Origin of the sequence: Nocardioides alpinus, assembly GCF_900112035.1 — a bacterium.
In the GTDB taxonomy this organism is placed as follows: Bacteria; Actinomycetota; Actinomycetes; order Propionibacteriales; family Nocardioidaceae; genus Nocardioides; species Nocardioides alpinus.
In genome coordinates, this window is sequence record NZ_FOKC01000001.1 from 360246 (window position 1) to 381448 (window position 21203).

The window sequence follows — 21203 nt, forward strand, 5'->3', positions numbered from 1 at the left end:
ATGGACTCCGCCGTCGCCCTGGCCCGCTGGCACGCCGTCGTCGATCGCCACGACCCCGCCGGGCTGCCCGCGCTGATCGCCGAGGACGCGGTCTTCCGCAGCCCGGCCGTGCACACGCCGCAGGTGGGCCGCGACACCGTCGTGGGCTACCTGACCGCCGCCTTCACCGTGCTCGGCCCGGCGCTCACCTACGAGCGCGAGTGGCTCGGCGAGGACTCGGCGGTCCTGCAGTTCCGCAGCGAGGTCGGCGGCCTCGACGTCTCCGGGATCGACATGATCACGTGGGACGCGGACGGCCAGATCGTCGACTTCACCGTGATGGTCCGCCCGGCCAAGGCGCTCCAGGCCGTGATCGAGCACATGGGAGCCGAGCTCCTGCGGATGCTGGAGGCGGCGGGAGACTGACCTCGGTGCGGCTACGGCGTACGCCGAAGGTGGCGGCACACGACATCCCGACCTGCCCATCCGATGTCGTCCGCCGCCACCCTCCCGGGCGCGGCGCCGAAGGTGGCGGCACACCACAGCCCCACCGGCCGATCCCATGTCGTCCGCCGCCACCCTCGCGGGCGCGGCGCCGAAGGTGGCGGAGGGCCGCTCGCCAACTCACCAGTTGGCGAGTCGGGTTGCCAGGAGAGCGCCCGGACCACCCCCACGTCGCCAACTCACCGGTTGGCGCGCCAACTCGTGAGTTGGCGAAAACCACCTCGGGCGACACGAGCTCGAGGCAGGCTAGACCCAGAACCCGCGCCCGCCACCGGCCCAGTCGCCGAACTGCTCGCGGTACGACGCTCCGGGCGCGCGCGAGCCGAGGTACGACCCCACGACCGCGGCGCCGAGGTCGTCGAGCTCGGGGCTGACCATGCGGCCGTCGACCCGTCGCGCCATCGAGTCGATGAAGCGTGCCAGGCCGGGGTCCTCGCCGAGCCGAAAGAACGTCACCTGGGCGCCGAGGCGCGCGGCCGCGTCGAGCTCGCGCACCGAGTGGGCGATGGTCAGCGGGTGCGGCGGGTAGGAGAACCACACCTCGCCGTCGGGCTCGAGGTGGGCGGTCGGCTCGCCGTCGGTGACGATCAGCAGGACCGGCTGGGCATTGGGGTGCTTGCGGAAGAACCGGTTGGCGAGCAGCAGCCCGTGGTGGAGGTTGGTGCCCTTGTCCCAGCGCGCGTCGAGACCGGTGAGCTCCTCGATCTCCATCACCTGCGCGTGCCGGCCGAAGGCGATCAGCTGGAGGTCGTCGCCGCGGAAGCGTGAACGGATGAGCTGGTGCAGCGCCAGCGCGGTGCGCTTCATCGGCACCCACCGACCGTCCATCGCCATCGAGAACGACGTGTCGACGAGCAGCGCGACCGCTGCCTGGGTGCGGGCCTCTGTCTCGAGGACCTCGATGTCGTCGATCTGCAGGCGCACCGGGGCGGCGCCGCCCTGACGCAGGACGGCGTTGGTGATCGTCCGCGGCACGTCCCACGGCTCGGTGTCACCGAACTCCCACCGCCGGGTGGCGCCGGACGGCTCGCCGGCCGGGCCGGTCGTACGCGTCTCGCGGGCGCCGGAGCGACCGCTCATCCGGTCCGCCACGTCGCGCAGCAACGCCTTGCCGAGCTGGCGCATCGCCTTCGGGGAGAGCCGCAGCTCGCCGTCCGAGCCACGCTTGAGGTAGCCGCTGTCGCGCAGGGCACGCTCGAGGTCCTGGAGGGTCTTCGCGGCGACCGCCGCCTCGGACCCGAGCTGGCCGGCGAGGGCGTCGAGGTCGACATCGTCGAGCCGCGCCCCGTGGTGGGACTGGGCGAGCTGGTCGGCCAGCGCGTCGAGCTGGGCGAGGTCCTGCAGCGCGCCGGTGCCGTCGCCGAGGCCCATCCCTGTCCCCGGCCCGCCCTCGAAGCTCTCCGACCCCGACCAGTCCTCACCCGGCCGCAGGGCCCGGAGGTTGGCGTCCATCCGGGCCAGCTGCTCGGTCAGCTGCGGAGACCCGAAGGCCTGCTGCGACAGCTCCATCAGCTCCTGGCGCTGCTCCTCGGTCATCGAGTTCATCATCCGCTGGGCAGCTGCGGCGCGCTGCGCGAGCGAGTCGAGCAGCTCGTCCATGTCCTGCGGGTTCTCCGGGAAGAAGTCGCCGTGCTTGTCCATGAAGTCACGGAAGTCCTCGTCGGTGTCCGCACCCGACGCATGCTTCTCGAGCAGGTCGTTGAGGTCGGAGAGCATCTCCGCGACGGCCTGGCGGTCCTCCTCGGTGGCGCCCTCGAGCGCCTGCTTCATCCCGGCGAAGCGCTGGTCGAGCAGCTCGCGGCCCAGCAGGTCCTTGATCTCGTCATAGGCCTCGCGCGCCTCGCTCGACTGCCAGTCGTAGGACGCCAGCTCACTCACCGCAGCGGCCGTCGACGGAGAGAGGTTGTCGAGCATCATCTCCCGGAAGTCGCGGTCGCCGTCGTCCATCGTGATGTCGCGCGCCAGCTGTCCCCGCTCCGCGCGCACGGCCTTGTCCAGCAGCTCGCGGACCTCGCGCATGGTGCCGTCGAGGTTGTTGCGCTGGAGGATCTCGCGCCGGCGCTCGGCGACCTTGCGGGCCAGCTCGTCGAGCCCGGCCTGGTCGGGGCTGCCACGCCGGAGGAACTCCCGCATCGCGTGCTCGGGGCTGTAGCCGGCCATCACGTCCTGGCCGATCGCGTCGAGTGCCTCGGCGAGGTCGACCGGCGGCGCCAGCGGGTCGCCGCCGTCGTACCGCTTGAAGCGGCTCATCGCAGCGCCTTCCTGAACCACAGGTCGTCCGGCCAGTGGGGATCCGCCGACCGCTCGACCTCCGCGAAGCCGTGGGCCTCGTAGAACCCGACCGCCCGGTCGTTGCCGTCGACGACCTCGAGCCACAGCTCGTCGCCCTCGACCAGCGTCTCGATCTCGGCGAGCAGCCGGCTCCCGAGGCCCAGGCCCTGGTGGTCGGGGTGGACGTAGAGCTTCCACATCACCTCGCGCTCCCCCGTGACGTCGGGGAAGTCGCGGTAGGACCGGGTCAGCCGGCCCAGGTTGGCCAGCGCGACCACCTGACCGTCGCGCTCGGCGACGACGTGAACGTTGCGCTCCAGGGAGGTGGCGAAGACCTCTGGCGTCCACCACTCGTCGAGCATCCGCTGGGCGTACGCCGCGTCGATCGGGCCGTAGGTCGGTGGCACGACGGCGCGGCCGAGCTCGACGAAGGACGCGATGTCCTCCACGGTGCCGCGCCGGAGGGTGCCGGTGGCGAGTGGACGAGTGTCACCCATAGACGGTCTCCCCGGCCTCGGAGTCCTTGCCGATCTTGCGCGCGAGGTAGAGCCCCTCCAGCGCCAGCTCGAGCGCGGCGGCGCGCTCGCCGTCGTTGGTCGCACCGAGCCGGTCGCACACCTCGTCGTAGAGGTCGGACTCGCCCAGCACCGGCAGGCCGGCGAGGAAGTCCCGGGCGCCGACGCGCGCACCGGTGCTGACCATCGCCCCGCCCTCGATCGCGTCCACGAGCAGGCGCAGGTCGATGCCGGCGAGGTGGGCGCGGACGGTCTCGGCGACGGCGGTGCGGAGCAGGTGGGTGAGCACCTCGGTCTCGCGACCCTCCTCGCCGGTCTCGAACTCGATCTTGCCGCCCAGCACGTCGACGGCGGTCTCCAGGTCGACTACCCTGGCCACGGCCTCGTCCTCGCCCTGGGTGGTCGCGCGGTGCAGCGCCGCGGCGGCGATCGTCTCGGCGCCGGCGATCGCGAAGCGCGCACTGACCCCCGAGCGCTGGTCGACGGCCTGCGACTCCCGCAGGTTGCGGGTGAAGCGCGCGAGCACCTCGAGCAGGTACGCCGGGACCGCGGCGACGAGGTCGGCCTCCTGCTCCATGACCGCGATCTCCTCGGCCACCTCCCGGGGGTAGTGGGTGCGGATCTCCGCGCCGAACCGGTCCTTGAGCGGGGTGATGATGCGGCCGCGGTTGGTGTAGTCCTCCGGGTTGGCGCTGGCCACCACCAGGACGTCGAGCGGCAGCCGCAGGATGTAGCCGCGGATCTGGATGTCGCGCTCCTCCATCACGTTGAGCATCGCGACCTGGATCCGCTCGGCGAGGTCGGGCAGCTCGTTGATCGCGACGATGCCGCGGTGGCTGCGCGGGATCAGCCCGAAGTGGATGGTCTCCGGGTCGCCGAGGTGACGGCCCTCCGCCACCTTCATCGGGTCGACGTCGCCGATCAGGTCGGCGACCGACGTGTCGGGCGTCGCGAGCTTCTCGGCGTACCTCTCGTCGCGGTGGCGCCACGAGATGCGCAGGTCGTCGCCGTACGTCGCTGCCGCCTGCTGCGAGCCGACCGTGATCGGCTCGTAGGGGTGCTCGCCGAGCTCGGAGCCGGAGATGACCGGGGTCCACTCGTCGAGCAGCCCCACGAGCGAGCGCAGCAGACGGGTCTTGCCCTGCCCGCGCTCACCGAGCAGGACGATGTCGTGACCGGCGAGCAGCGCGCGCTCGACCTGCGGGACGACCGTCTCGGAGAAGCCGTGGAGGCCCGGCCACGGGTCCTCGCCCGCGCGCAGCCTGGCCAGCAGGTTGTCGCGGATCTCCTGGCGCAGGGTCTTGAGCTCGTGGCCGCTGTCGCGGAGCTGGCCGAGGGTGCTGGCGGTGGGGTGCTGGGTCACGCCTTCCACGCTAGACCGGTGCGTCAACGTGGAGTGCGCTCGAAGTCCCGGCGGTCCGGTCCGTGGGCCTGTCGCCGGACCCCTCGGGACCTTTGACCCTCCCCCCGACGCCGTGGCCGGGAGACGCTGGAGGTCCAGCACCAGGAGGCCTCCATGCACACCACCGTCGACCTCTCCCGCGAGGAGTGCGCGCGCCTCCTCGGCGCGGGCATCGCGGGCCGGGTCGCTCTCGGCACCCCCACCGGACCGCACATCGTCCCGGTCAACTACGCCGTCGACCACGACTCCGTGCTGGTCCGCACCACGGCCTACAGCCTGCTCGGGACCTACGGTCGCGACGCCCAGCTGTGCTTCGAGGTCGACCAGTTCGACTACGAGCTCAAGCGGGGCTGGAGCGTCGTGGTGCGAGGTCGCGCGTCCTTCGTCGACGACCACGAGGAGCTCGCCGAGATCTCCCGCTCCTGGCAGCCGCACCCGTGGGCCGCGGGCCAGCGCCACCTCGTCGTACGCATCCCGTGGACCGAGGTCAGCGGACGCCAGCTGGGCAGCGGATGGGATCCGTGGGAGCACCTGCCGGTGCGACGCCTCGCGTGACGGCACACTGGGGCCCGTGACCCACACCCCCGACCTCGGCGCCGACGCCCGCCTCCTCCTGGAGGCGGTCACTGCGATCTCCAGCGACCTCGACCTGGCCAGCGTCCTGACGCGGATCGTCGAGGCGGCGACCGCACTGACGGACGCCCGCTACGGCGCGCTCGGCGTGATCGGGAGCGACGGCGAGCTCGTCGAGTTCGTCACGACGGGGATCGACGAGCGCGCCCGTGCCCTGATCGGCGACCTGCCCCGCGGTCGCGGCATCCTCGGCGTCATCATCGACGATCCCTCCGGCCTGCGGATCGCCGACCTCTCCGCCCACCCGTCCTCCGTGGGCTTCCCCCCGAACCACCCGCCGATGAAGTCGTTCCTCGGCATGCCCGTGCGGATCCGCGGCACCGTCTTCGGCAACCTCTACCTCACCGAGAAGGCCGGCGGTGGCCCCTTCACCCAGGCCGACGAGGGCCTCGTCGAGGAGCTCGCCCGCACGGCGGGCTACGTCATCAGCAACGCCCGCTCGTTCGCGCTGAGCGAGCGCCGCCGCCAGTGGTTGGAGGCGTCGGCCGAGCTCGCCGAGCTGCTGCAGCCACCGGTCGACCTGCCGACGGCACTGCACCACATCGTCTCCACCGCCCGGCAGGTCTCCCGGTCCCGGGCGGTCACGCTGTGGTCCTCCCTCGGTCCCGAGCACGACACGGTGAGCGTGGCTCCCGATGCCGACGAGGAGTGGATCCGCGAGCTGCTCGCCCGCGCGCGGTCGGCTCCCGACCTCGAGAGCGCCGGCTCCCCGGTCGTCACCACCTCCGTCGACGGCGTACCGCTCGTGGTGGTGCCGCTGCGCTCGCACCTCGCGCCGGTCACCGCGCTCGTCGCCGTCGCCCACCCCGACTCCGGCCTCCTCGACGTCCAGGACCGCGACCTCTTCGCCGGGTTCGCCGACCAGGTCGCGCTGTCGCTCGACCGCACCCAGGCGCTCGCCGACCGGCAGGAGCTCGCCGTCATCTCCGATCGCGAACGCATCGCCCGCGACCTCCACGACATCGTCATCCAGCGGCTCTTCGCCACCGGCCTCCAGCTGCAGGGCGTCGCAGCGATGTCCGGGGCCGGTGCCGTGACCGAGCGCCTCGACAAGTCGGTGGCCGACCTCGACGACACCATCAAGGCCATCCGCGGCACGATCTTCGAGCTGCAGGACCGCCGCGGCGACTCGTTGCGCGCGGCGGTCCGCAGCCTGGTCAAGGAGTACGTCCCGGTGCTGGGCTTCAGCCCGGTCGTGCGCACCACCGGGCCGGTCGACACCGTGGTGCCGCCGGCCCTGGGCTCACAGCTGCTGGCAGTGCTCCGCGAGGCGATCTCCAACGTCGCCCGCCATGCGCTGGCCGACGGTGCCGAGGTCGATGTCGTCGCGTCCGGAGACCTGCTCGAGCTGCGGGTGGCCGACGACGGGGTGGGCCTGCCGGGCGAGGTCACCGAGAGCGGGCTGCGCAACGCACGGCGCCGCGCCGCCGACCTGGGCGGGACCCTCGAGGTCACGCCCGTCGGCGCACGCGGCACGCTGCTGGTGTGGCGGGTCCCGCTGGTCTGACCGGGCACGTGCGTCGGACAGGCAGGAAGGCCCGACGCCGGTGAGGGCGTCGGGCCTCCGGGGCCTGCTGGTCACCGCAGGACGGGGTGTTGCTCCACCACGCCGATGCGGTTCCACCAGTGACCCAGCCCCCACGTGGTGCCGGCCGCGCCAAGGGCGAGGACCGCCATCACGATCACGCCGACGAGGTGGTCGTCGACGACAGGGTTGTTCTCCAGCGGGAGCGACGCGGCGTACATGAACGCGTACATCAGTGCGCCAGCCGCGGTGCCGAACCGCATGGCCACCCCGAGCAGCAGCGAGATGCCGATGCCGAGCAGGCCGAGCATGAACAGCCACTCGACGAACACCGAGTCGGCCATGCCGTTGAAGAAGCTCTTGAAGGGGTTGTCCTCCGGGACCCCGAAGGCGAGGAAGCCCTCGGTCGGGCTGCCACCGTTGATCCAGGCGGCAGGACCGAAGCGGTCCAGGGTGCCTTCCTGGTCGTAGCCGGTGTGGAACCCCAGCGCGAGCAGCTTGTCGAGGAAGGCCCAGAGGAAGGTGACTCCGAAGGCGATCCGCAGGGTGGCCAGGGCCCGGTCGAACCAGGGGCCTCGGTCGTTGTGGTCGGTGACGGGCGAGCCCGTGGGGTCTGCCTCGTGCTGGTGACGATGGATGACGCTCATCGTCATCCCCTCCTTCGGTGGTGGTTTCTGGGTCACCACCAGAGTCGCGTGGATGCGCCGCGCCCATCAGGGTCGGCGGTCACCACGCGGGGGGACCTAAGTCCCCACCCCCTGGGCCGGCGTCAGCTGCCGAGCAGCTTGGAGGCCAGCACGGCCGCCTGCGTACGCCGCTCGAGGCCGAGCTTGGCGAGGATGCTGGAGACGTAGTTCTTGACCGTCTTCTCGGCGAGGAACATCTGCTCGGCGATCTGCCGGTTGGTCAGGCCCTCGGCGATGTGGCCGAGCAGGATGCGCTCCTGGTCGGTGAGCGAGGCCAGCTCGTCCGGCGTACCCGGGCCGTTGCGGATCCGCTCGAGCACGGTGGCGGTCATCGCCGGGTCGATGAGCGACTTGCCGGCCGCCACGTGGCGCACGGCGGTGACCAGGTCGGAGCTGCGGATCTCCTTGAGGACGTAGCCCGCGGCACCGGCCATGATCGCGGCGAACAGCGCCTCGTCGTCGTCGTACGACGTCAGGATGAGGGCGTTGATCGACGGATCGACCGCCCGCACCGAGCGGCACACCTCGATGCCCGACCCGTCGGGCAGGCGGGCGTCGAGCACCGCGACGTCGGGCCGCAGGGCGGGGATCCGGGCGGTGGCCTCGACGGCGCTGGCGGACTCACCGACCACCTCGATGTCGTCCTGCTGCTCGAGCAGGAACCTGAGCCCCTCGCGTACGACGTCGTGGTCGTCGAGGAGGTAGACGCGGATCGGAGGGGCCATGGGGACATTCCACCAGACCGGCCCGCCCACCGGTCCAGATCACCGGTCCAGATCACCGGCGCCGAACCTCCGGATCGGGAGCAGACTGGACGGATGTCCCTCACCCACCGCGCGGTCGCGATGATGCTGCCGGTCACCGACGTCGACAGCGCCCGCACGTTCTACTCCGAGTCACTGGGACTCGACTACACCGGCACCAACGACGAGGGCAGCGCGGTCTACGCGCTGGACGGCGGCTCGACGCTCGTCCTGCTGCCCCGCCCCGACGCCACTCCCTCGCCGAGCACGGCCGTGAGCTTCGAGGTCGACGACATCACCGCGGAGATCAGCGCGCTCCGGGAGCGCGGCGTCGTCTTCGAGGACTACGACCTGCCGGACCTCCGCACCGTCGACCACGTCTGCGTGCTCGGTTCGGAGAAGGCCGCGTGGTTCAAGGATCCGGCGGGCAACGTGCTCTGCCTGCACGAGAACACCTGAGCCGCGGCTCAGACGTCCGTCGCGCCGTCGATCGACTGGCGGATCAGGTCGGCGTGACCGGCGTGGCGGCAGTACTCCTCGACCATGTGGACCAGCACCCACCGCACGGTGGCCGTCGCGCCCTTGCCGGGGTCGCGCGGACGCGCGACGGGGCGGTCGAGCTCCGGGCCGTCGGCCAGGGCCGCGTCGAGGCACGCGTCGGAGCGCGCGATCGCCGCCGCGAGCAGCGCGTCGAGCTCGGCATGTGAGGCACCGGCGGCGCTGTGCCAGTCCCAGTCGGGGTCGTCGTCCCAGGGGGCGGTGTCCCACGGCGGGGCCGGCTCCTCGGCGCGCAGGTGGTAGGAGAACCAGTAGTCCTCCACGAAGGCGAGGTGCTTGACCATCCCACCGAGCGTGAGGTCGCTCGGCGGGAGGGTCTGGTCGAGCTGGGCGTCGGTCAGGCCGGAGGCCTGCAACCGGATCGTGGCGCGGTAGCGGTCGAGGAAGCTGCGCAGCATCCCGACCTCGTCGTTGCTGTACGCCGGGTCGGCGCGCTCGATCGTCATGGGAGCGACGCTAGCGCCTCAGAGCGCCGGCCCCTCGCCACGCAGCTTGTCGACCTCGGCCATCGCCTCACGCAGGTAGCCGAGCCACTCGTCGGCGTGCTCGCCGACCAACCGGACCGACCACGCCAAGGCGTCGGAGCGCGACCGCGCGACGCCGGCGTCGACGAGGGTGTCGAGCACCTGCCGCTCGGGCTGCCGCAGCCGGGTCATCACCGGGGCGGCCACGTGCGTGAAGAGCGCCTCGGTGCCCCCGAGCCGCACCCCCCACGACACGGTGCGCTGGTAGCGGGCCTGGGCCTCGAGAGCGATCTCGATGCGCTCGGCCTTGGTCTCGGCGCGGAACCGGCCGATCCGGCCCTCCGCCTCGGAGCCCTCCACCACGTCACCCAGCGTGCCGAGCACGGTGATCTCCTCGCGGTCCGTGCGGACCTCGATCTCGCTGAACCACCCCTCGGGCAGTCGCCCGCGGAACCAGTCGGCAGCATCGGCGGCGGCGGGGAGGTCGGCGACCTGCCAGCCGCCGCGGCGTCCGCCACGCCCCCGTCCTTCTCCTCGGCCTTCTCCTCGGCCACGTCCCCGTCCCTCTTCGTTGTCATCTCGGGTCATCATGAGCGTTCTCCTTGTGTGTTGCTTACATGATTACACCCTTACAACCCACGAGCCAAGCCCTTTGTTCCGGTCCTACGATGAGCACCGTGTACCCCCTGCAGAAGACGTGCCCCTGCGGCACCGGAGCGACGTACGACGCCTGCTGCGGGCCGCTGCTGGCCCACACCGCGCAGGCGGGCTCACCGGAGCAGCTGATGCGCTCGCGCTACACCGCCCACGTCACCGGCGACGCGGACCACCTGTACCGCACCTGGCACCCGCGCACGCGGCCCGACGACATCGCCCTCGACCCGACCACCCGGTGGACGGGCCTGGAGATCCTGCGCGCCGAGGGCGACACAGTGGAGTTCGTGGCCACCTCCGAGAGCGGCCGGATGCACGAGGTCAGCAGGTTCGAGCAGCGGGCGGGGCGCTGGGTGTACGTCGACGGCGACGTGTCCTGATGTCCTGACGGCCCTCAGCCGTCGACCCAGCGCTCGCCTACCGGCACCGGGAGGCTGCCGCCGGCGGTCGCGGACGCGACCAGGTGCGTCACCGCCTCGACCTCGCCGGGGGCGGCTGCCAGGAGCAGCCTGACCCGGGCGTCGTACGACACCTCCAGGACCGTGACGCCCCGCGCGCGCAGGTCGCCCTCGACCCGGCCGGCCTCCGCGTGGTCCATTTCGAGGGCGAGCTCGGTCAGCAGGGAACGACGGACGGTGCCGGCTTCGGCCAGGGCAGCCCGGACAGCGCCGCCGTAGGCCCGCACGAGTCCGCCGGCACCGAGCAGCGTGCCGCCGAACCACCTGGACACCACGGCAGCGACGTCGCTGACTCCCGCGCCCCGGAGCACCTCCAGCATCGGCGCACCCGCGGTGCCGCCCGGCTCGCCGTCGTCGGAGGAGCGCTGCACGTCGCCGCCGGGACCGAGGACGAAGGCTGAGCAGTGGTGCCGGGCGTCCCAGTGCTCGCGCCGCAGCTCGGCGACCATCGCCCGCGCCCGGTCCTCGTCCCCGAGCCTGCGCAGCGTGCACACGAACCTCGAGCCACGGTCCTCGACCTCGGCCGTGACGTCCCGGCCGACGGTGAGGTAGGACGTCACGACGATGTGGACCGCACCTCCGGCTCTGGCTCTGGTTCCGGCTCTGGTTCCTGCCAGGTCACCGAGACCTTCTCGAACCCCTTGTGCCGCTGCATGCGCGCGTAGGACGCATAGGCGCGACGGTCGGCATCGGTGAGCTCGACGTTGTCGGTGAACGGCGTGAGCAGCGCCCGCGGCCAGAGCCGGCGGCTGAGCACGACGTTGACCTCCATCGCCAGCACGGCCATCACGGCGCCGATCCACAGGAAGCCGATGAGGCCGAGGACCAGGCCGAAGGTCTTGGTCATCGAGGTGGTGTCGACCAGCACGCGGTCGACGTACGCCGCTCCGGCGTACTGCAGCCCCTGCCACATCACCGCGAGGGTGAAGCCGCCCGGCGCGGCTCGGCGGAAGGAGTGCTGTCCGGTCGCGGCATAGCGGAAGAGGAGGGCGAGGAACGTGCCAACGACCAGGACTGTCAGCACCGGCAGCACGACCTTCAGGCCCGTGCCGAGCACCTCGGTGAACAGGTCGGTGGTGCTGGCGACGGTCGACACGATCGACACCGCGAGCAACGAGAAGCCGGCGGTGACCAGCAGCACGAGGGTCTTGACCCTGGCGTAGAACGGGTTGGGCCGGCTGTTGCGCGGCACCGACCAGGCGACGTGCTGGGTGTTCTGCAGCGCCTGCCCGAGCCCCATCGCGCCGTAGAGCGCAGCGAGGCCACCGACCACGACACCGGCGAACGAGCCCTGCAGTCCGTCCGGGCGCCCGAGCTCGTCACCGATGATCGGGAACTGCGCGAGGGCGGAGTCGAGGATCGCCTCCTGCCAGTCGGGCTCGCCACGCAGGATGATGCCCAGGATCGACGTGCCCAGCAGCATCAGCGGGAAGATCGCGATGAAGGCGTAGTAGGTCAGCGCGGACGCGAGGTAGGGACCCTGGTCGTCGAAGTACTTGTAGACCACCGCGAGCGGGAAGCCCAGGACGGGGTGGCGACGCTGGAAGGCGTCGACGCGCGGGACCGCTGGCACGAGGTGAGGCTACCGCTCACCACCACTCCGGCCTCACCACCAGCCCAGCACGTCGCCGCCGAGTCGAACGACGAAGGCGGAGACCACGATGAGGAAGAACACCCGGACGAACCTCGCGCCGCGCGCCATCGCGACGCGGGCGCCGAGGTAGCCGCCGACGATGTTGGCCGCGGCCATCGGCAGCGCGAGCTCCCAGATGACCGCGCCCTGCGGGACGAAGACGATCAGCGCGGCGAGGTTGGTGGCCCAGTTGGCGAGCTTGGCCTTGGCCGAGGCCTCGAGGAAGTTGTAGCCGAGGATGCCGACCAGCGCGAAGACGAGGAACGAGCCGGTGCCCGGACCGATCGCGCCGTCGTAGAAGCCGATCGTGAGGCCGGTGAGGACGACCATCGACACGTGCTTGCCGCCGCTGAAGCGCAGGGCGGTCAGCTGGCCCACGTCGGGTCGCACGAGGACGTATCCCCCGACGAGCACGAGCACGACGAGGATGATCGGGTCGAACGCGCTGCGCGGCAGCAGCGAGGCGACGAGGGCCCCGCCGGCGGACCCGATGAAGGCGGCCAGCATCAGCGGCAGGAAGGTCCGCGGGTCGGGGCGGATGCGTCGGACGTACGTCGCCGCGCTGATGGAGGTGCCGCAGAAGGACGCGAGCTTGTTGGTCGCCGCGATCTGGACGACCGAGGCGCCGGGCAGGCCGATGAGCAGCGCCGGCAGCTGCACCAGTCCGCCACCACCGACGACGGCGTCGACGAAGCCCGCGGCCAGGGCCGCGAGGACCAGGAAGCCGATGACCTCCAGGGACAGGTCACTCACGTCAGCGGGTGAACTCCTGCACCACGACGGCGTCGTAGTCCTCGGGCATGGTGGCGCTGAGCCCCGGGCAGAGGAACTGCTGCGACTGGTCGGTCGTCATCTTCGCGGCCGCACAGTTGACGGTCGCCAGCGGCTCGCCGTCGGCGGAGAAGACCATCTCGAAGATCGCCGCGCGCTCCTCGTCGGACAGGTTGGTGATGGTGCCCTTGACCTCGGGCGTGGTGACCTCGTCGGACCCGGCCGAGCGCTTGACGCCGTTGAGCTCCCAGCCGTCGTCGACGGCGAAGCTGTTCCACTCGAAGGCCTCGCCCAGCTCGACCTCGACCGGGTCGGTGCTGGTGTTGACGTCGTCGCCGCACGCCGCGAGGGCACCGAGGCAGGCGAGGACGACCAGCGCCGTCCGCGCGCCCCGCAGCGGCCTCACGACGCCGCCAGGAAGGTGAGCAGGTCCTGCCGGGTCAGCACGCCGATGGGCTTGCCGTCCTCGTGGACCAGCACAGCATCGGCCTTCTCGAGCAGCGTGACCGCGTCGGCAGCGGCCTCGGTCGAGCCGATCGTCGGCAGCGCCGGGGACATGTGGTCCTCCACGCGGTCGGTGAGCTTGGCGTGGCCGGTGAACAGCGCGTCGAGGATGGTGCGCTCCGACACCGACCCCGCGACCTCGGCCGCCACGATCGGCGGCTCGGCGCGGACGACGGGCATCTGGCTGACGCCGTACTCCTGCAGGATGTGGACGGCCTCCGCGATGGTCTCGGCAGGGTGCGTGTGCACGAGGTCGGGCAGGCGACCGGACTTGCCGCGAAGCACCTCGCCGACGGTGCGGTGGTCGGCCGTCGCGCCGTTGGCGAAGCCGTACTGGCCGAGCCAGTCGTCGTTGAAGACCTTGGTGAGGTAGCCGCGGCCCGAATCGGGCAGCAGGACCACGATCACCGCGTCCGTACGCCCCTCGGCGGCGAGCTCGTGCGCGAGCTGGCGTGCGGCGAAGGCCGCCATGCCGGACGAGCCGCCGACGAGCATCGCCTCCTCGCGGGCGAGGCGGCGGGTGAAGGCGAACGAGTCGGCATCCGAGACCTCGATGACTCGGTCGGCCACCGACCGGTCGTAGGTCTCGGGCCAGAAGTCCTCGCCGACGCCCTCGACGAGGTAGGGGCGGCCGCTGCCGCCGGAGTAGACGGAACCCGACGGGTCGGCGCCGATGACCTGGACGTCCGGGTTCTGGTCCTTGAGGTAGCGACCGACGCCGCTGATCGTGCCGCCGGTGCCCATGCCGGTCACGAAGTGGGTGATCCGGCCGTCGGTCTGCTCCCAGATCTCCGGGCCGGTCGTCTCGTAGTGCGACCGCGGGTTGTGGGGGTTGGAGTACTGGTCGGGCTTCCAGGCGCCGGGCTCCTTGGAGAGCCGGTCGCTGACGTTGTAGTAGGAGTCCGGGTGCTCCGGCGCGACGGCGGTCGGGCAGACCACGACCTCGGCGCCGTAGGCCTTCAGCACGTTGCGCTTGTCCTCGCTGACCTTGTCCGGGCAGACGAAGACGCACTTGTAGCCCTTCTCCTGCGCCACCATCGCGAGGCCGACGCCGGTGTTGCCGGAGGTCGGCTCGACGATCGTCCCGCCGGGCTGCAGCGCTCCGGAGGCCTCCGCGGCCTCGATCATCCGGGTGGCGATGCGGTCCTTCACGGAGCCACCGGGATTGAGGTACTCCACCTTCGCCAGCACCAGCGGCGCCGCCTCGGGGAGGTCCAGGGTCCGGCCGAGGCGGACGAGCGGAGTGTTGCCGATCAGGTCGAGGAGCGAGTTCACGTACTGCACCCGGTCAATCTAGCGACCCGAGGCTCCGTAACATGAACTCGTGGGGGCAACAGGAGCAGCACGCAAGCTGGCGTCAGCCGCGGCCTTGGGCGGCGGCGGACTCTCCGTGCTCGGCGCCGGGCTCTACGGAGTGCTGGTCGCCGAGGCGAAGTTCGCGCGCAGGATCATCGGCAACGCGACCGACGTCCCTCCCGACGCGACCGGCTGGTACGGCCGCGGCCGGCCCGGTCCGGCGATCCGGATCGCCCTGCTGGGTGACTCCAGCGCGGCCGGCTACGGCGTCGAGCGCGTCGAGGACACGACCGGCGCCCACCTGGCCAGCGGCGTGGCCGCGCAGGCCGACCGACGGGTGCACCTGCGCTCGTTCGCGGTCGTGGGCGCCCAGTCCAGCGCGCTCGCCGACCAGGCCGAGGCCGCCATCGGCACCCACCCCGACCTGGCCGTCGTCCTGATCGGCGCCAACGACGTCACCCACACCGTCCTGCCGTCCGCGTCGGTGCGGCACCTCGCCGAGGGCGTACGACGCCTCCGCGAGGCCGGCATCGAGGTCGTGGTGGGCACGTGTCCCGACCTCGGCACGATCCGCCCGATCCCGCCCCCGCTCAAGCAGGTGGCACGCGAGTGGTCGCGCCGCCTCGCTGCGGCGCAGACGATCACCGTCGTCGAGAACGGCGGCCGCTCGGTCTCCGTCGGCGACATCCTCGGCCCGGAGTTCTATGCCGCGCCCGCGGTGCTGTTCGGACCGGACCGGTTCCACCCGTCCGCCGACGGCTACCAGCAGCTGGCGTCGGTGCTGATCCCGTCGTGCCTGGCCGCCCTCGACCTGCTCCCCGACGACGAGGCGGTGCCCGAGCCGTTGCGCCGCGAGGGGATCCTGCCCGTGGCAGCCGCCGCGGTGCGCGCAGCGCGTACGCCGGGCACCGAGGTCGACGGCACCGAGGTCGGCGGCAACCAGCGCGGCCTGCGCGGACGCTGGGTCGAGCTGCGCCACCGCCGGCGCCGGCCGTCCACCGACGTCGAGTCGCCGGCGCCGGACGAGGACCACGAGGTCGCGGAGTCCTGAGGCGCTGGCCAGGACATGCCACAGGACATGTCACTGGCCCGCCCGAGCGAGCTCGGACGGGCCAGTGACGTTGATCAGCTGTGCTGCGTGAGGGTCAGTCGCCCCGGATGATCGCGAGGATGCGCAGCAGGTTGGTGTAGATCCAGACCAGGCTCACGGTGAGGCCGAAGGCCGCACGCCACGACTCGCGGTCCGGGAGACCGGCGGCGACGCCGTTCTCGACGAAGTCGAAGTCGAGGATCAGCATGAAGACACCGAGCACGAGGCCGGCGATCGCCATGATGAGGCCGAGGGCGCCGAAGCCGAAGAGGCCGGTGTTGATGCCGAAGAAGCTCAGCACCAGCGACAGCAGGCCAAGGCCCACCATGCCGAACATGCCCGCGATCACGAAGGTGCGGAACTTGTTGCCGACCTTGATGTCGAAGAACTTGTAGGCGGCCAGCGTGCCGGCGAAGGCAGCGAAGGTGCCGAGGACGGCCTGGGTGACGATGCCGTCACCGAACTGGGCGTCGAAAACCTTGCTGATCGCACCGAGCGCCACACCCTCGGCGGCCGCGAACGCGAGCACGAGGGCCGGGCTGATGACCTTCTTGAAGGAGTTGGCGAGGGACAGCCCGAACGCCAGTCCGGCACCGACCATCGACAGCGTCAGGGCACGGCCCCACGCGTCCTGGTCGACGGTGTTGACGTCGATGATGTCCCCGATCCACCACCAGGTGGCGAACGCGGTCGCGAAGACGACCGCGAGGGAGATGGCCGTCTTCTGGACGACCGAGTCGACGGTCATCCGACCACCGGAGCCGTCCACCTGGCCGGGGGCCTCTCCGTAGCCGGGGTAGGTCTGACCGCCGCCGGCATAGGTCTGGTTCGACGAGGCGCGGTTGAACTCCTCGGAACGGTTGAAAACGGGGTTGCTGCTCTTCATGGTCTCTCCTTGGAGGCCGCCCCGGGTGTTCCGGGGATTCCGACGCCGTCGAGGTGACGACGCCTGTCACGTCACACCACTCTAGCCGGGGTGACACCAGTTCAAACGTGTCCCGGCGCGCCGGTGTTCCCGGCACAGCAACTTCTCAGGAACGGCGTACGCGGACCGTGAACTGCTCCCTCGTCCGCGGGTGCAGGTCGTCGCCGCGGTAGACGACCGTCAGCGTGCGCTTGCCGACCCGCTGGAGGGCCGGCAGGCGGACCGCGAGCCTGCCGTCGTCCCTGAGCCTGGCCTCGAGCGGCCGGTCGACACCGGAGAGACGCACCCGGACCGTGCCCGTCGGCGCGGCGGGCGAGGTGACGACGCGCAGCACGAGGCGCTCACGCTCGCCGACGGTCGTGACGATCAGTCCCTTGGCGACCTTGGCGATCGTCACCGTTGCCGGCTGCGGCTGCGGCTGCGGCTGCGGCTGCGGGGTCGGCTGCGGCTGGGGCTGCGGCTGGGGCTGCGGCTGGGGCTGCGGCTGGGGGGTCGGCGTGGGAGTGGGCGTCGGGGTCGGGCTCGTCGGCGGCTCGACGGTCGGCGGTGCCGTGCACGGCACGGTGCCCGACCGCAGCGAGTGGCCGTCGGTGTCGCCGTCGTCGGACCACACGACCTCCTTGTGACCCGCGACGCAGGCGGACTGCGGGGCGAGGGCCAGACCCTCGTTGTTGAGGTTGGGCATGCCGACCGGGCGGTCGTAGGCATCAGCCACGGAGAAGGCTCCGGTGTCGTCGAGCTCGAGCGCCACCGTGGTGCCGTCGCAGCTGTCGTCGCAGAGGGCCCAGAGGCGCTGGGTCTCGGGGTCCCACGAGACGTCCATCGCGCCGGCCGGGCCGGCGTTGGTGAGCAGCTCGGGGTCGATGGTCGCGACCAGGTGGGCGGTCTCCTGGACCGCGGCGGTCTGCTCGAGCGCGACGACGTACAGCTGTCCCGTGCCCTCGACCGCGACGACCGCCAGCGTGGTGCCGTGGCCGGGGTAGTCGGCGGGGTCGTAGGGCGTGCCCGCGGACTGGTCGACGAAGCCGCCGGCGGTGAGGACGCTGTCGGGGACGAAGGTCACGCCCTCGAGGCCGAGGTTGGCGCCGAGCGCCGGCAGCAGCGGGTTGAGGTCCCACTCGTCCGTCGCGCTCATGGAGACGGTCGGCTGGTAGCGCAGGATCGTGTTCTTGCTGACTCCGCTCACGTCGTTGTTGCGCTCGGACGCGAGGTAGACCGCGCCGTCGGTCCCGAGCGCGACACCCTCGGTGTCGGGCGCGCCGGTGCCGTCGGCGTACCTCGGGTTCTTGCCGCCGGTCCACCCGCTCGCGGGCTTCCAGGTGGCACCGTCCTTGGTCAGCTTCCACAGCGTGCCGACCTTGTTCTGCGCGACCCACAGGGTCCTGCCGGTGGGGTCGCTCGGGTCGAAGGTGACACCACTGGCGTCGGCCGGGAAGGTCGCCGCCTCGTCGGAGACGCTGACCGTCGCTGAGCCCCACCACGGCTGGGTCTGCAGGCCGGGGCAGTCGTTGACCGCACCCGGGGTGGCGCTGGCGCTGGCGACGAAGGCGCCGACGCCATCAGCGCACCGGGCGTACGTCGGGACGCCGTGGGCGGTCCAGGAGAAGGAGTCGATGAGCTTGGCGGCCGGGTCGAGGAGGCGTACGGAGTCGGCGCTGCCGAGCCCGGCGGCGAGGGTGCTGACCAGGAGGTGGCCGTCCGCCGGCACCACGGTGGGGCTGGGCAGGGTGGTGGGGTTGGTGTCCGTGCTGTCCTTGATCACCCAGCCGGCCACGTCGACCGGCGCGTTCGAGAGGTTGACCAGCTCCACCCAGTCGTTGGGGTTGGAGGACACCTCGTTGACGCGGATCGGGCTGCACGCGTTCGCCGCGCCGCGGGTGGAGACAGTGGTCTCCTGCCACGCGCCCGCGCCGTCGGGGCACCGTCCGTACGTCGTACCGGCGTGCCCACCTGTCCAGCCGTAGGTGTCGACGAGCGTGGTGCCGTCGGCCTGGTAGAGGGTGACGGTGTCCTCGGCACCGAGGCCGAAGCCGGGCGGCGGGAACTCGGTGTAGAAGGCGAAGAACGCGCCGGGCTGGAGGACGGTGTTCGCCGGCACCGAGACGAACGGGTGGCTGGGGTCGGCGTCGATGAGCTTCCAGCCGGAGATGTCGGCCGGCGTGGCGCCGGTGTTGACGACCTCGACCCAGTCAGCGACGACGTCACCGTTGGACTCGACCTCGTTGAGCTTCACGTCGAGCGGGTCGAAGGCGCTCGGGCAGCTGTTGGCCGCGCCCTTGGTGCCGGCGGCCGTGGTGGTGAAGTCGCCGCTGGGCCCGGGGCAGCGACCCCACGTCGTGGTCGCGTGCGCGGTCCACGAGTACGACGACACGAGGGTGGTGCCGTCTGCCGCGAAGATCCGCGCCGAGTCGGCGCCGCCGAGGCCGAAGCCGTTGACCGCGATGGGGTCGGTGTCGATCGCGAGGTAGCCCTGCGGAGCGACGACGGAGCCTGCCGGGAAGGTCAGCGCCCGCGCGTCGTCGCTGTCCTTGACGACGAAGCCGGACACGTCCGCCGCGACCGGGCTCGGGTTGTGGACCTCGATCCAGTCCGTGGCGTCGCCGTTGGACTCGACCTCGGTGATGTGGACCGGGCTCACGCAGTTGTTGGCCGCACCCTTGGTCGCGAGCTTGGTCGTGACGAGGGCTCCGGTGGCGTCCGGGCACCGGCCGTAGGTGATCGCGGAGTGGGTGGTCCAGCTGTAGGCGTCCACGAGCGTCGTGCCGTCGGCGGCGAAGACGCGCGCCGAGTCGGCGCCACCGAGGCCGAAGCTGCCGGTGACGGCCGGGTCGTCGGTGTTGACCGCGAGGTGGGCGCCCGGCGCGATGACCGTGCTCGCCGGGAGCGTGACCGCGTGGGTGTCGTCGTTGTCCTTGACCACCCAGCCGGACACGTCCGCTGCAGTGGTGCCGGTGTTGACGAGCTCGACCCAGTCGAAGGTGTCACCGTTGGACTCCACCTCGTTGACCTTGACGTCGGCCAGCGGGTCGGCCTGGGCGGGAGCGAAGGCTCCGGCGGCGAGGGCGGACGAGGCGAGGGCGCCCACCAAGGACAGTTGCAGCAGTCGACGCATGGGGCGGAGTTTCGCGGCGCGCGCCGAACGCCGGCACCGCGGCGGGAGAACGCAGTGCGAACGGCCGTCGACGTGATGGTGCGAGCCGGGTCAGGGCCTCTCGCAGCCGCGCTCCTGCTCGGCCCGGCACCGGTCCGTTCCGCGCCCGCCTTCGTCAGCAGCAGTCGTCCATGGCGGGCTGCGGCGGGGCGTCGGAGTCCAGGTGGAGCACCTGACCGCCCGGTGAGACGGCGAGCTGTTGCCAGGATCGTTCTCCGTCGACGGTCCAGAGCGCTGTGCCGGTGGGGGGATCCAGCGCGGTGACCCCGTCCTCGGTCAGGGCCAGCACGACGTCGCCGGCGGCCACGACGGACGTGGCCTCCCCTCCGTCCCAGAGCATCTCTCCTGTGGTCCGGTCGAAGCCCGTCGTCGTGGAGCCGACCTGCTGGACCACCACGGTGTCGCTGGTGAGGGCCGCCGTCGATGTGGACTCGTGCTCGATGGCGGTCGGGGCCGGGTGACGCCACAGCAGGTCGCCGCTGCGGGTGTCGCGAGCCTCCACGGACTCACGGGCGCGCAGCACGGTGACCTGCCGGTCCACTCCGAGCACGCTCATGGCCGGGTGGGTCCAGCGAAGCCGACCGGTCCTCGCGTCGGTCGCGTACACGAAGGAGCTCTCGGACACGTCAGACGTCGTGGCGGCCGTGAGGATCGTGCCTCGAACGCTGGTGACCCTGATGTCGTAGCCGAGGGCCGGCACCGGCGGGATCGTGCGCCACACCACGTCGCCGTCGGCCAGGTCGATCGCGTAGGTCGAGCCGTCACTGCCGGTGAGGAGCAGGAGGTTCTCGTCGTGCAGGTGGAGGTCGTGACAACAGGCCGGGAGACCGACGTCCCAGTCGGGGCGGGCTTCGCCCAGGGTCTGTGACCTGAGGGAGCTGCCGTACCCGGTGATCAGGTTTCCGCCGGCGATCGCGGCGCCGTGGAACGGAACGTTGGTGACGTACGTGTATCCCGGCGCATCCTCGGTGAGCGAGAGGGTGGAGTAGCCGTTGCTGTCGCCCTCGCGGTCCTCTTGGACGATGAGGAGGTCGTCGATGACGCCGAAGACGCCGGAGGACTCCTCGGGCAACGCGTCGTCGAAGAGGACCTCCCCATCGGCGAGGTCCAGGGCTGCGACACCGCACGGGCCCGTCACGATGGCTGTCCCGTCGAAGACGTGCGGTGGAGATTCACTGGCCTGGGCAAGGTCGGCCTGCCACTCGACGTCGCCCGTGACCGGGTCGATGCTCGAGAGGGTCGACGCCTGCCGTGCGCACGCAGCGAGATCGTCCTCCCCGCCCGTGCAGCCCGCCAGCGCAGCCGTCACCAGCGCCAGCACCATGACGGACGCGACCCGGACACCGCGGTCGACGACGCGACGCCGAGGCCCCTCACCCATGCGCAACGGTCCCACGGCACCACGCTCAAGACGTCAGTCGTGATCGCATCGAGACCTCGT

General features: G+C 71.6%; 21 protein-coding genes. 6 read left to right on the top strand and 15 right to left on the bottom strand.

The window, feature by feature from the left end:
- A complete protein-coding gene (locus BM127_RS01780; protein ID WP_091193503.1) occupies window positions 1-405 on the top strand; it encodes a nuclear transport factor 2 family protein in 405 nt (134 codons plus the stop codon).
- Window positions 406-729: 324 nt separating this feature from the next.
- On the opposite strand, the gene BM127_RS01785 is transcribed toward BM127_RS01780, so the two are convergent.
- The 3 genes from BM127_RS01785 to BM127_RS01795 are packed head-to-tail and all read right to left on the bottom strand — an operon-like array spanning window position 730 to window position 4632.
- On the bottom strand, window positions 730-2733 hold the full coding sequence (locus BM127_RS01785) for a vWA domain-containing protein (RefSeq protein ID WP_091193506.1): 2004 nt from the start codon (window positions 2731-2733) through the stop codon (window positions 730-732).
- Window positions 2730-3251, bottom strand: a complete 522-nt coding sequence (locus BM127_RS01790) for a GNAT family N-acetyltransferase (protein ID WP_091193508.1) — start codon at window positions 3249-3251, stop codon at window positions 2730-2732. The genes BM127_RS01785 and BM127_RS01790 overlap by 4 nt, the downstream gene beginning before the upstream one ends.
- The gene (locus tag BM127_RS01795) at window positions 3244-4632 is read right to left on the bottom strand and encodes a magnesium chelatase ATPase subunit I (RefSeq protein WP_091193510.1); all 1389 of its coding nucleotides are present in this window, start codon (window positions 4630-4632) and stop codon (window positions 3244-3246) included. Before BM127_RS01795 ends, BM127_RS01790 begins: the two co-directional genes overlap by 8 nt.
- A 153-nt stretch (window positions 4633-4785) precedes the next feature.
- Between BM127_RS01795 and BM127_RS22075 the strand changes: the two genes are divergently transcribed.
- Together BM127_RS22075 and BM127_RS01800 are read left to right on the top strand one after the other, a co-directional pair.
- Entirely contained in the window at window positions 4786-5226 is a 441-nt protein-coding gene (locus BM127_RS22075; protein WP_175507302.1) for a pyridoxamine 5'-phosphate oxidase family protein, read from the top strand.
- Between the two features lie 16 nt (window positions 5227-5242).
- Window positions 5243-6811: a GAF domain-containing sensor histidine kinase gene (locus BM127_RS01800; RefSeq protein ID WP_175507303.1), complete on the top strand. Its 1569-nt coding sequence runs from the start codon at window positions 5243-5245 to the stop codon at window positions 6809-6811.
- Between the two features lie 71 nt (window positions 6812-6882).
- On the opposite strand, the gene BM127_RS01805 is transcribed toward BM127_RS01800, so the two are convergent.
- The gene (locus BM127_RS01805) at window positions 6883-7476 is read right to left on the bottom strand and encodes a DoxX family membrane protein (protein WP_157829648.1); all 594 of its coding nucleotides are present in this window, start codon (window positions 7474-7476) and stop codon (window positions 6883-6885) included.
- A gap of 122 nt (window positions 7477-7598) precedes the next feature.
- Window positions 7599-8240 carry a response regulator gene (locus tag BM127_RS01810; RefSeq protein ID WP_091193518.1) on the bottom strand — a complete coding sequence of 214 codons (642 nt, stop codon included), beginning with the start codon at window positions 8238-8240 and terminating at the stop codon, window positions 7599-7601.
- 93 nt (window positions 8241-8333) lie between these two features.
- On the opposite strand from BM127_RS01810, the gene BM127_RS01815 reads away from it, so the two are divergent.
- Window positions 8334-8717 carry a VOC family protein gene (locus BM127_RS01815; protein WP_091193520.1) on the top strand — a complete coding sequence of 128 codons (384 nt, stop codon included), beginning with the start codon at window positions 8334-8336 and terminating at the stop codon, window positions 8715-8717.
- 8 nt (window positions 8718-8725) lie between these two features.
- Here BM127_RS01815 and BM127_RS01820 read toward each other — a convergent pair whose 3' ends face one another.
- Window positions 8726-9262 carry a mycothiol transferase gene (locus tag BM127_RS01820; RefSeq protein WP_091193522.1) on the bottom strand — a complete coding sequence of 179 codons (537 nt, stop codon included), beginning with the start codon at window positions 9260-9262 and terminating at the stop codon, window positions 8726-8728.
- 18 nt (window positions 9263-9280) lie between these two features.
- Window positions 9281-9871, bottom strand: coding sequence for a hypothetical protein (locus BM127_RS01825; RefSeq protein ID WP_269212848.1), 591 nt, complete (start codon window positions 9869-9871; stop codon window positions 9281-9283).
- A gap of 95 nt (window positions 9872-9966) precedes the next feature.
- On the opposite strand from BM127_RS01825, the gene BM127_RS01830 reads away from it, so the two are divergent.
- Window positions 9967-10314 (top strand): YchJ family protein, encoded by a 348-nt coding sequence (locus BM127_RS01830; RefSeq protein ID WP_198554501.1) that lies wholly within the window; start codon window positions 9967-9969, stop codon window positions 10312-10314.
- A 14-nt stretch (window positions 10315-10328) separates the two neighbouring features.
- On the opposite strand, the gene BM127_RS01835 is transcribed toward BM127_RS01830, so the two are convergent.
- The 5 genes from BM127_RS01835 to BM127_RS01855 are packed head-to-tail and all read right to left on the bottom strand — an operon-like array spanning window position 10329 to window position 14584.
- Window positions 10329-10952, bottom strand: a complete 624-nt coding sequence (locus BM127_RS01835) for a YigZ family protein (protein WP_091193527.1) — start codon at window positions 10950-10952, stop codon at window positions 10329-10331.
- Entirely contained in the window at window positions 10949-11965 is a 1017-nt protein-coding gene (locus BM127_RS01840) for a YihY/virulence factor BrkB family protein (RefSeq protein WP_091193528.1), read from the bottom strand. The genes BM127_RS01835 and BM127_RS01840 overlap by 4 nt, the downstream gene beginning before the upstream one ends.
- A 33-nt stretch (window positions 11966-11998) precedes the next feature.
- Window positions 11999-12778, bottom strand: coding sequence for a sulfite exporter TauE/SafE family protein (locus BM127_RS01845; RefSeq protein ID WP_091193531.1), 780 nt, complete (start codon window positions 12776-12778; stop codon window positions 11999-12001).
- 1 nt (window position 12779) lies between these two features.
- The gene (locus tag BM127_RS01850) at window positions 12780-13202 is read right to left on the bottom strand and encodes a hypothetical protein (RefSeq protein ID WP_091193534.1); all 423 of its coding nucleotides are present in this window, start codon (window positions 13200-13202) and stop codon (window positions 12780-12782) included.
- The gene (locus BM127_RS01855; protein ID WP_091193536.1) at window positions 13199-14584 is read right to left on the bottom strand and encodes a cystathionine beta-synthase; all 1386 of its coding nucleotides are present in this window, start codon (window positions 14582-14584) and stop codon (window positions 13199-13201) included. Before BM127_RS01855 ends, BM127_RS01850 begins: the two co-directional genes overlap by 4 nt.
- A 40-nt stretch (window positions 14585-14624) precedes the next feature.
- On the opposite strand from BM127_RS01855, the gene BM127_RS01860 reads away from it, so the two are divergent.
- Window positions 14625-15647 carry an SGNH/GDSL hydrolase family protein gene (locus tag BM127_RS01860; RefSeq protein WP_091193538.1) on the top strand — a complete coding sequence of 341 codons (1023 nt, stop codon included), beginning with the start codon at window positions 14625-14627 and terminating at the stop codon, window positions 15645-15647.
- Between the two features lie 94 nt (window positions 15648-15741).
- Here BM127_RS01860 and BM127_RS01865 read toward each other — a convergent pair whose 3' ends face one another.
- From BM127_RS01865 to BM127_RS01875, 3 genes are all read right to left on the bottom strand, one after another.
- Window positions 15742-16572, bottom strand: a complete 831-nt coding sequence (locus BM127_RS01865) for a Bax inhibitor-1/YccA family protein (protein WP_091193541.1) — start codon at window positions 16570-16572, stop codon at window positions 15742-15744.
- 145 nt (window positions 16573-16717) lie between these two features.
- Window positions 16718-19723, bottom strand: a complete 3006-nt coding sequence (locus BM127_RS01870) for a lamin tail domain-containing protein (protein WP_091193543.1) — start codon at window positions 19721-19723, stop codon at window positions 16718-16720.
- A gap of 154 nt (window positions 19724-19877) precedes the next feature.
- Window positions 19878-21143: an outer membrane protein assembly factor BamB family protein gene (locus tag BM127_RS01875; protein WP_091193544.1), complete on the bottom strand. Its 1266-nt coding sequence runs from the start codon at window positions 21141-21143 to the stop codon at window positions 19878-19880.
- Between the last annotated feature and the right edge of the window lie 60 nt (window positions 21144-21203).

What these genes read in the sequence shown, in the direction of transcription:
- BM127_RS01780 (WP_091193503.1), top strand. Translation starts at nt 1, where the DNA reads ATGGACTCCGCCGTCGCCCTGGCCCGCTGGCACGCCGTCGTCGATCGC.
- BM127_RS01785 (WP_091193506.1), bottom strand. Translation starts at nt 2,733, where the DNA reads ATGAGCCGCTTCAAGCGGTACGACGGCGGCGACCCGCTGGCGCCGCCG.
- BM127_RS01790 (WP_091193508.1), bottom strand. Translation starts at nt 3,251, where the DNA reads ATGGGTGACACTCGTCCACTCGCCACCGGCACCCTCCGGCGCGGCACC.
- BM127_RS22075 (WP_175507302.1), top strand. Translation starts at nt 4,786, where the DNA reads ATGCACACCACCGTCGACCTCTCCCGCGAGGAGTGCGCGCGCCTCCTC.
- BM127_RS01805 (WP_157829648.1), bottom strand. Translation starts at nt 7,476, where the DNA reads ATGAGCGTCATCCATCGTCACCAGCACGAGGCAGACCCCACGGGCTCG.
- BM127_RS01810 (WP_091193518.1), bottom strand. Translation starts at nt 8,240, where the DNA reads ATGGCCCCTCCGATCCGCGTCTACCTCCTCGACGACCACGACGTCGTA.
- BM127_RS01815 (WP_091193520.1), top strand. Translation starts at nt 8,334, where the DNA reads ATGTCCCTCACCCACCGCGCGGTCGCGATGATGCTGCCGGTCACCGAC.
- BM127_RS01820 (WP_091193522.1), bottom strand. Translation starts at nt 9,262, where the DNA reads ATGACGATCGAGCGCGCCGACCCGGCGTACAGCAACGACGAGGTCGGG.
- BM127_RS01825 (WP_269212848.1), bottom strand. Translation starts at nt 9,871, where the DNA reads ATGATGACCCGAGATGACAACGAAGAGGGACGGGGACGTGGCCGAGGA.
- BM127_RS01865 (WP_091193541.1), bottom strand. Translation starts at nt 16,572, where the DNA reads ATGAAGAGCAGCAACCCCGTTTTCAACCGTTCCGAGGAGTTCAACCGC.
- BM127_RS01870 (WP_091193543.1), bottom strand. Translation starts at nt 19,723, where the DNA reads ATGCGTCGACTGCTGCAACTGTCCTTGGTGGGCGCCCTCGCCTCGTCC.
- BM127_RS01875 (WP_091193544.1), bottom strand. Translation starts at nt 21,143, where the DNA reads ATGGGTGAGGGGCCTCGGCGTCGCGTCGTCGACCGCGGTGTCCGGGTC.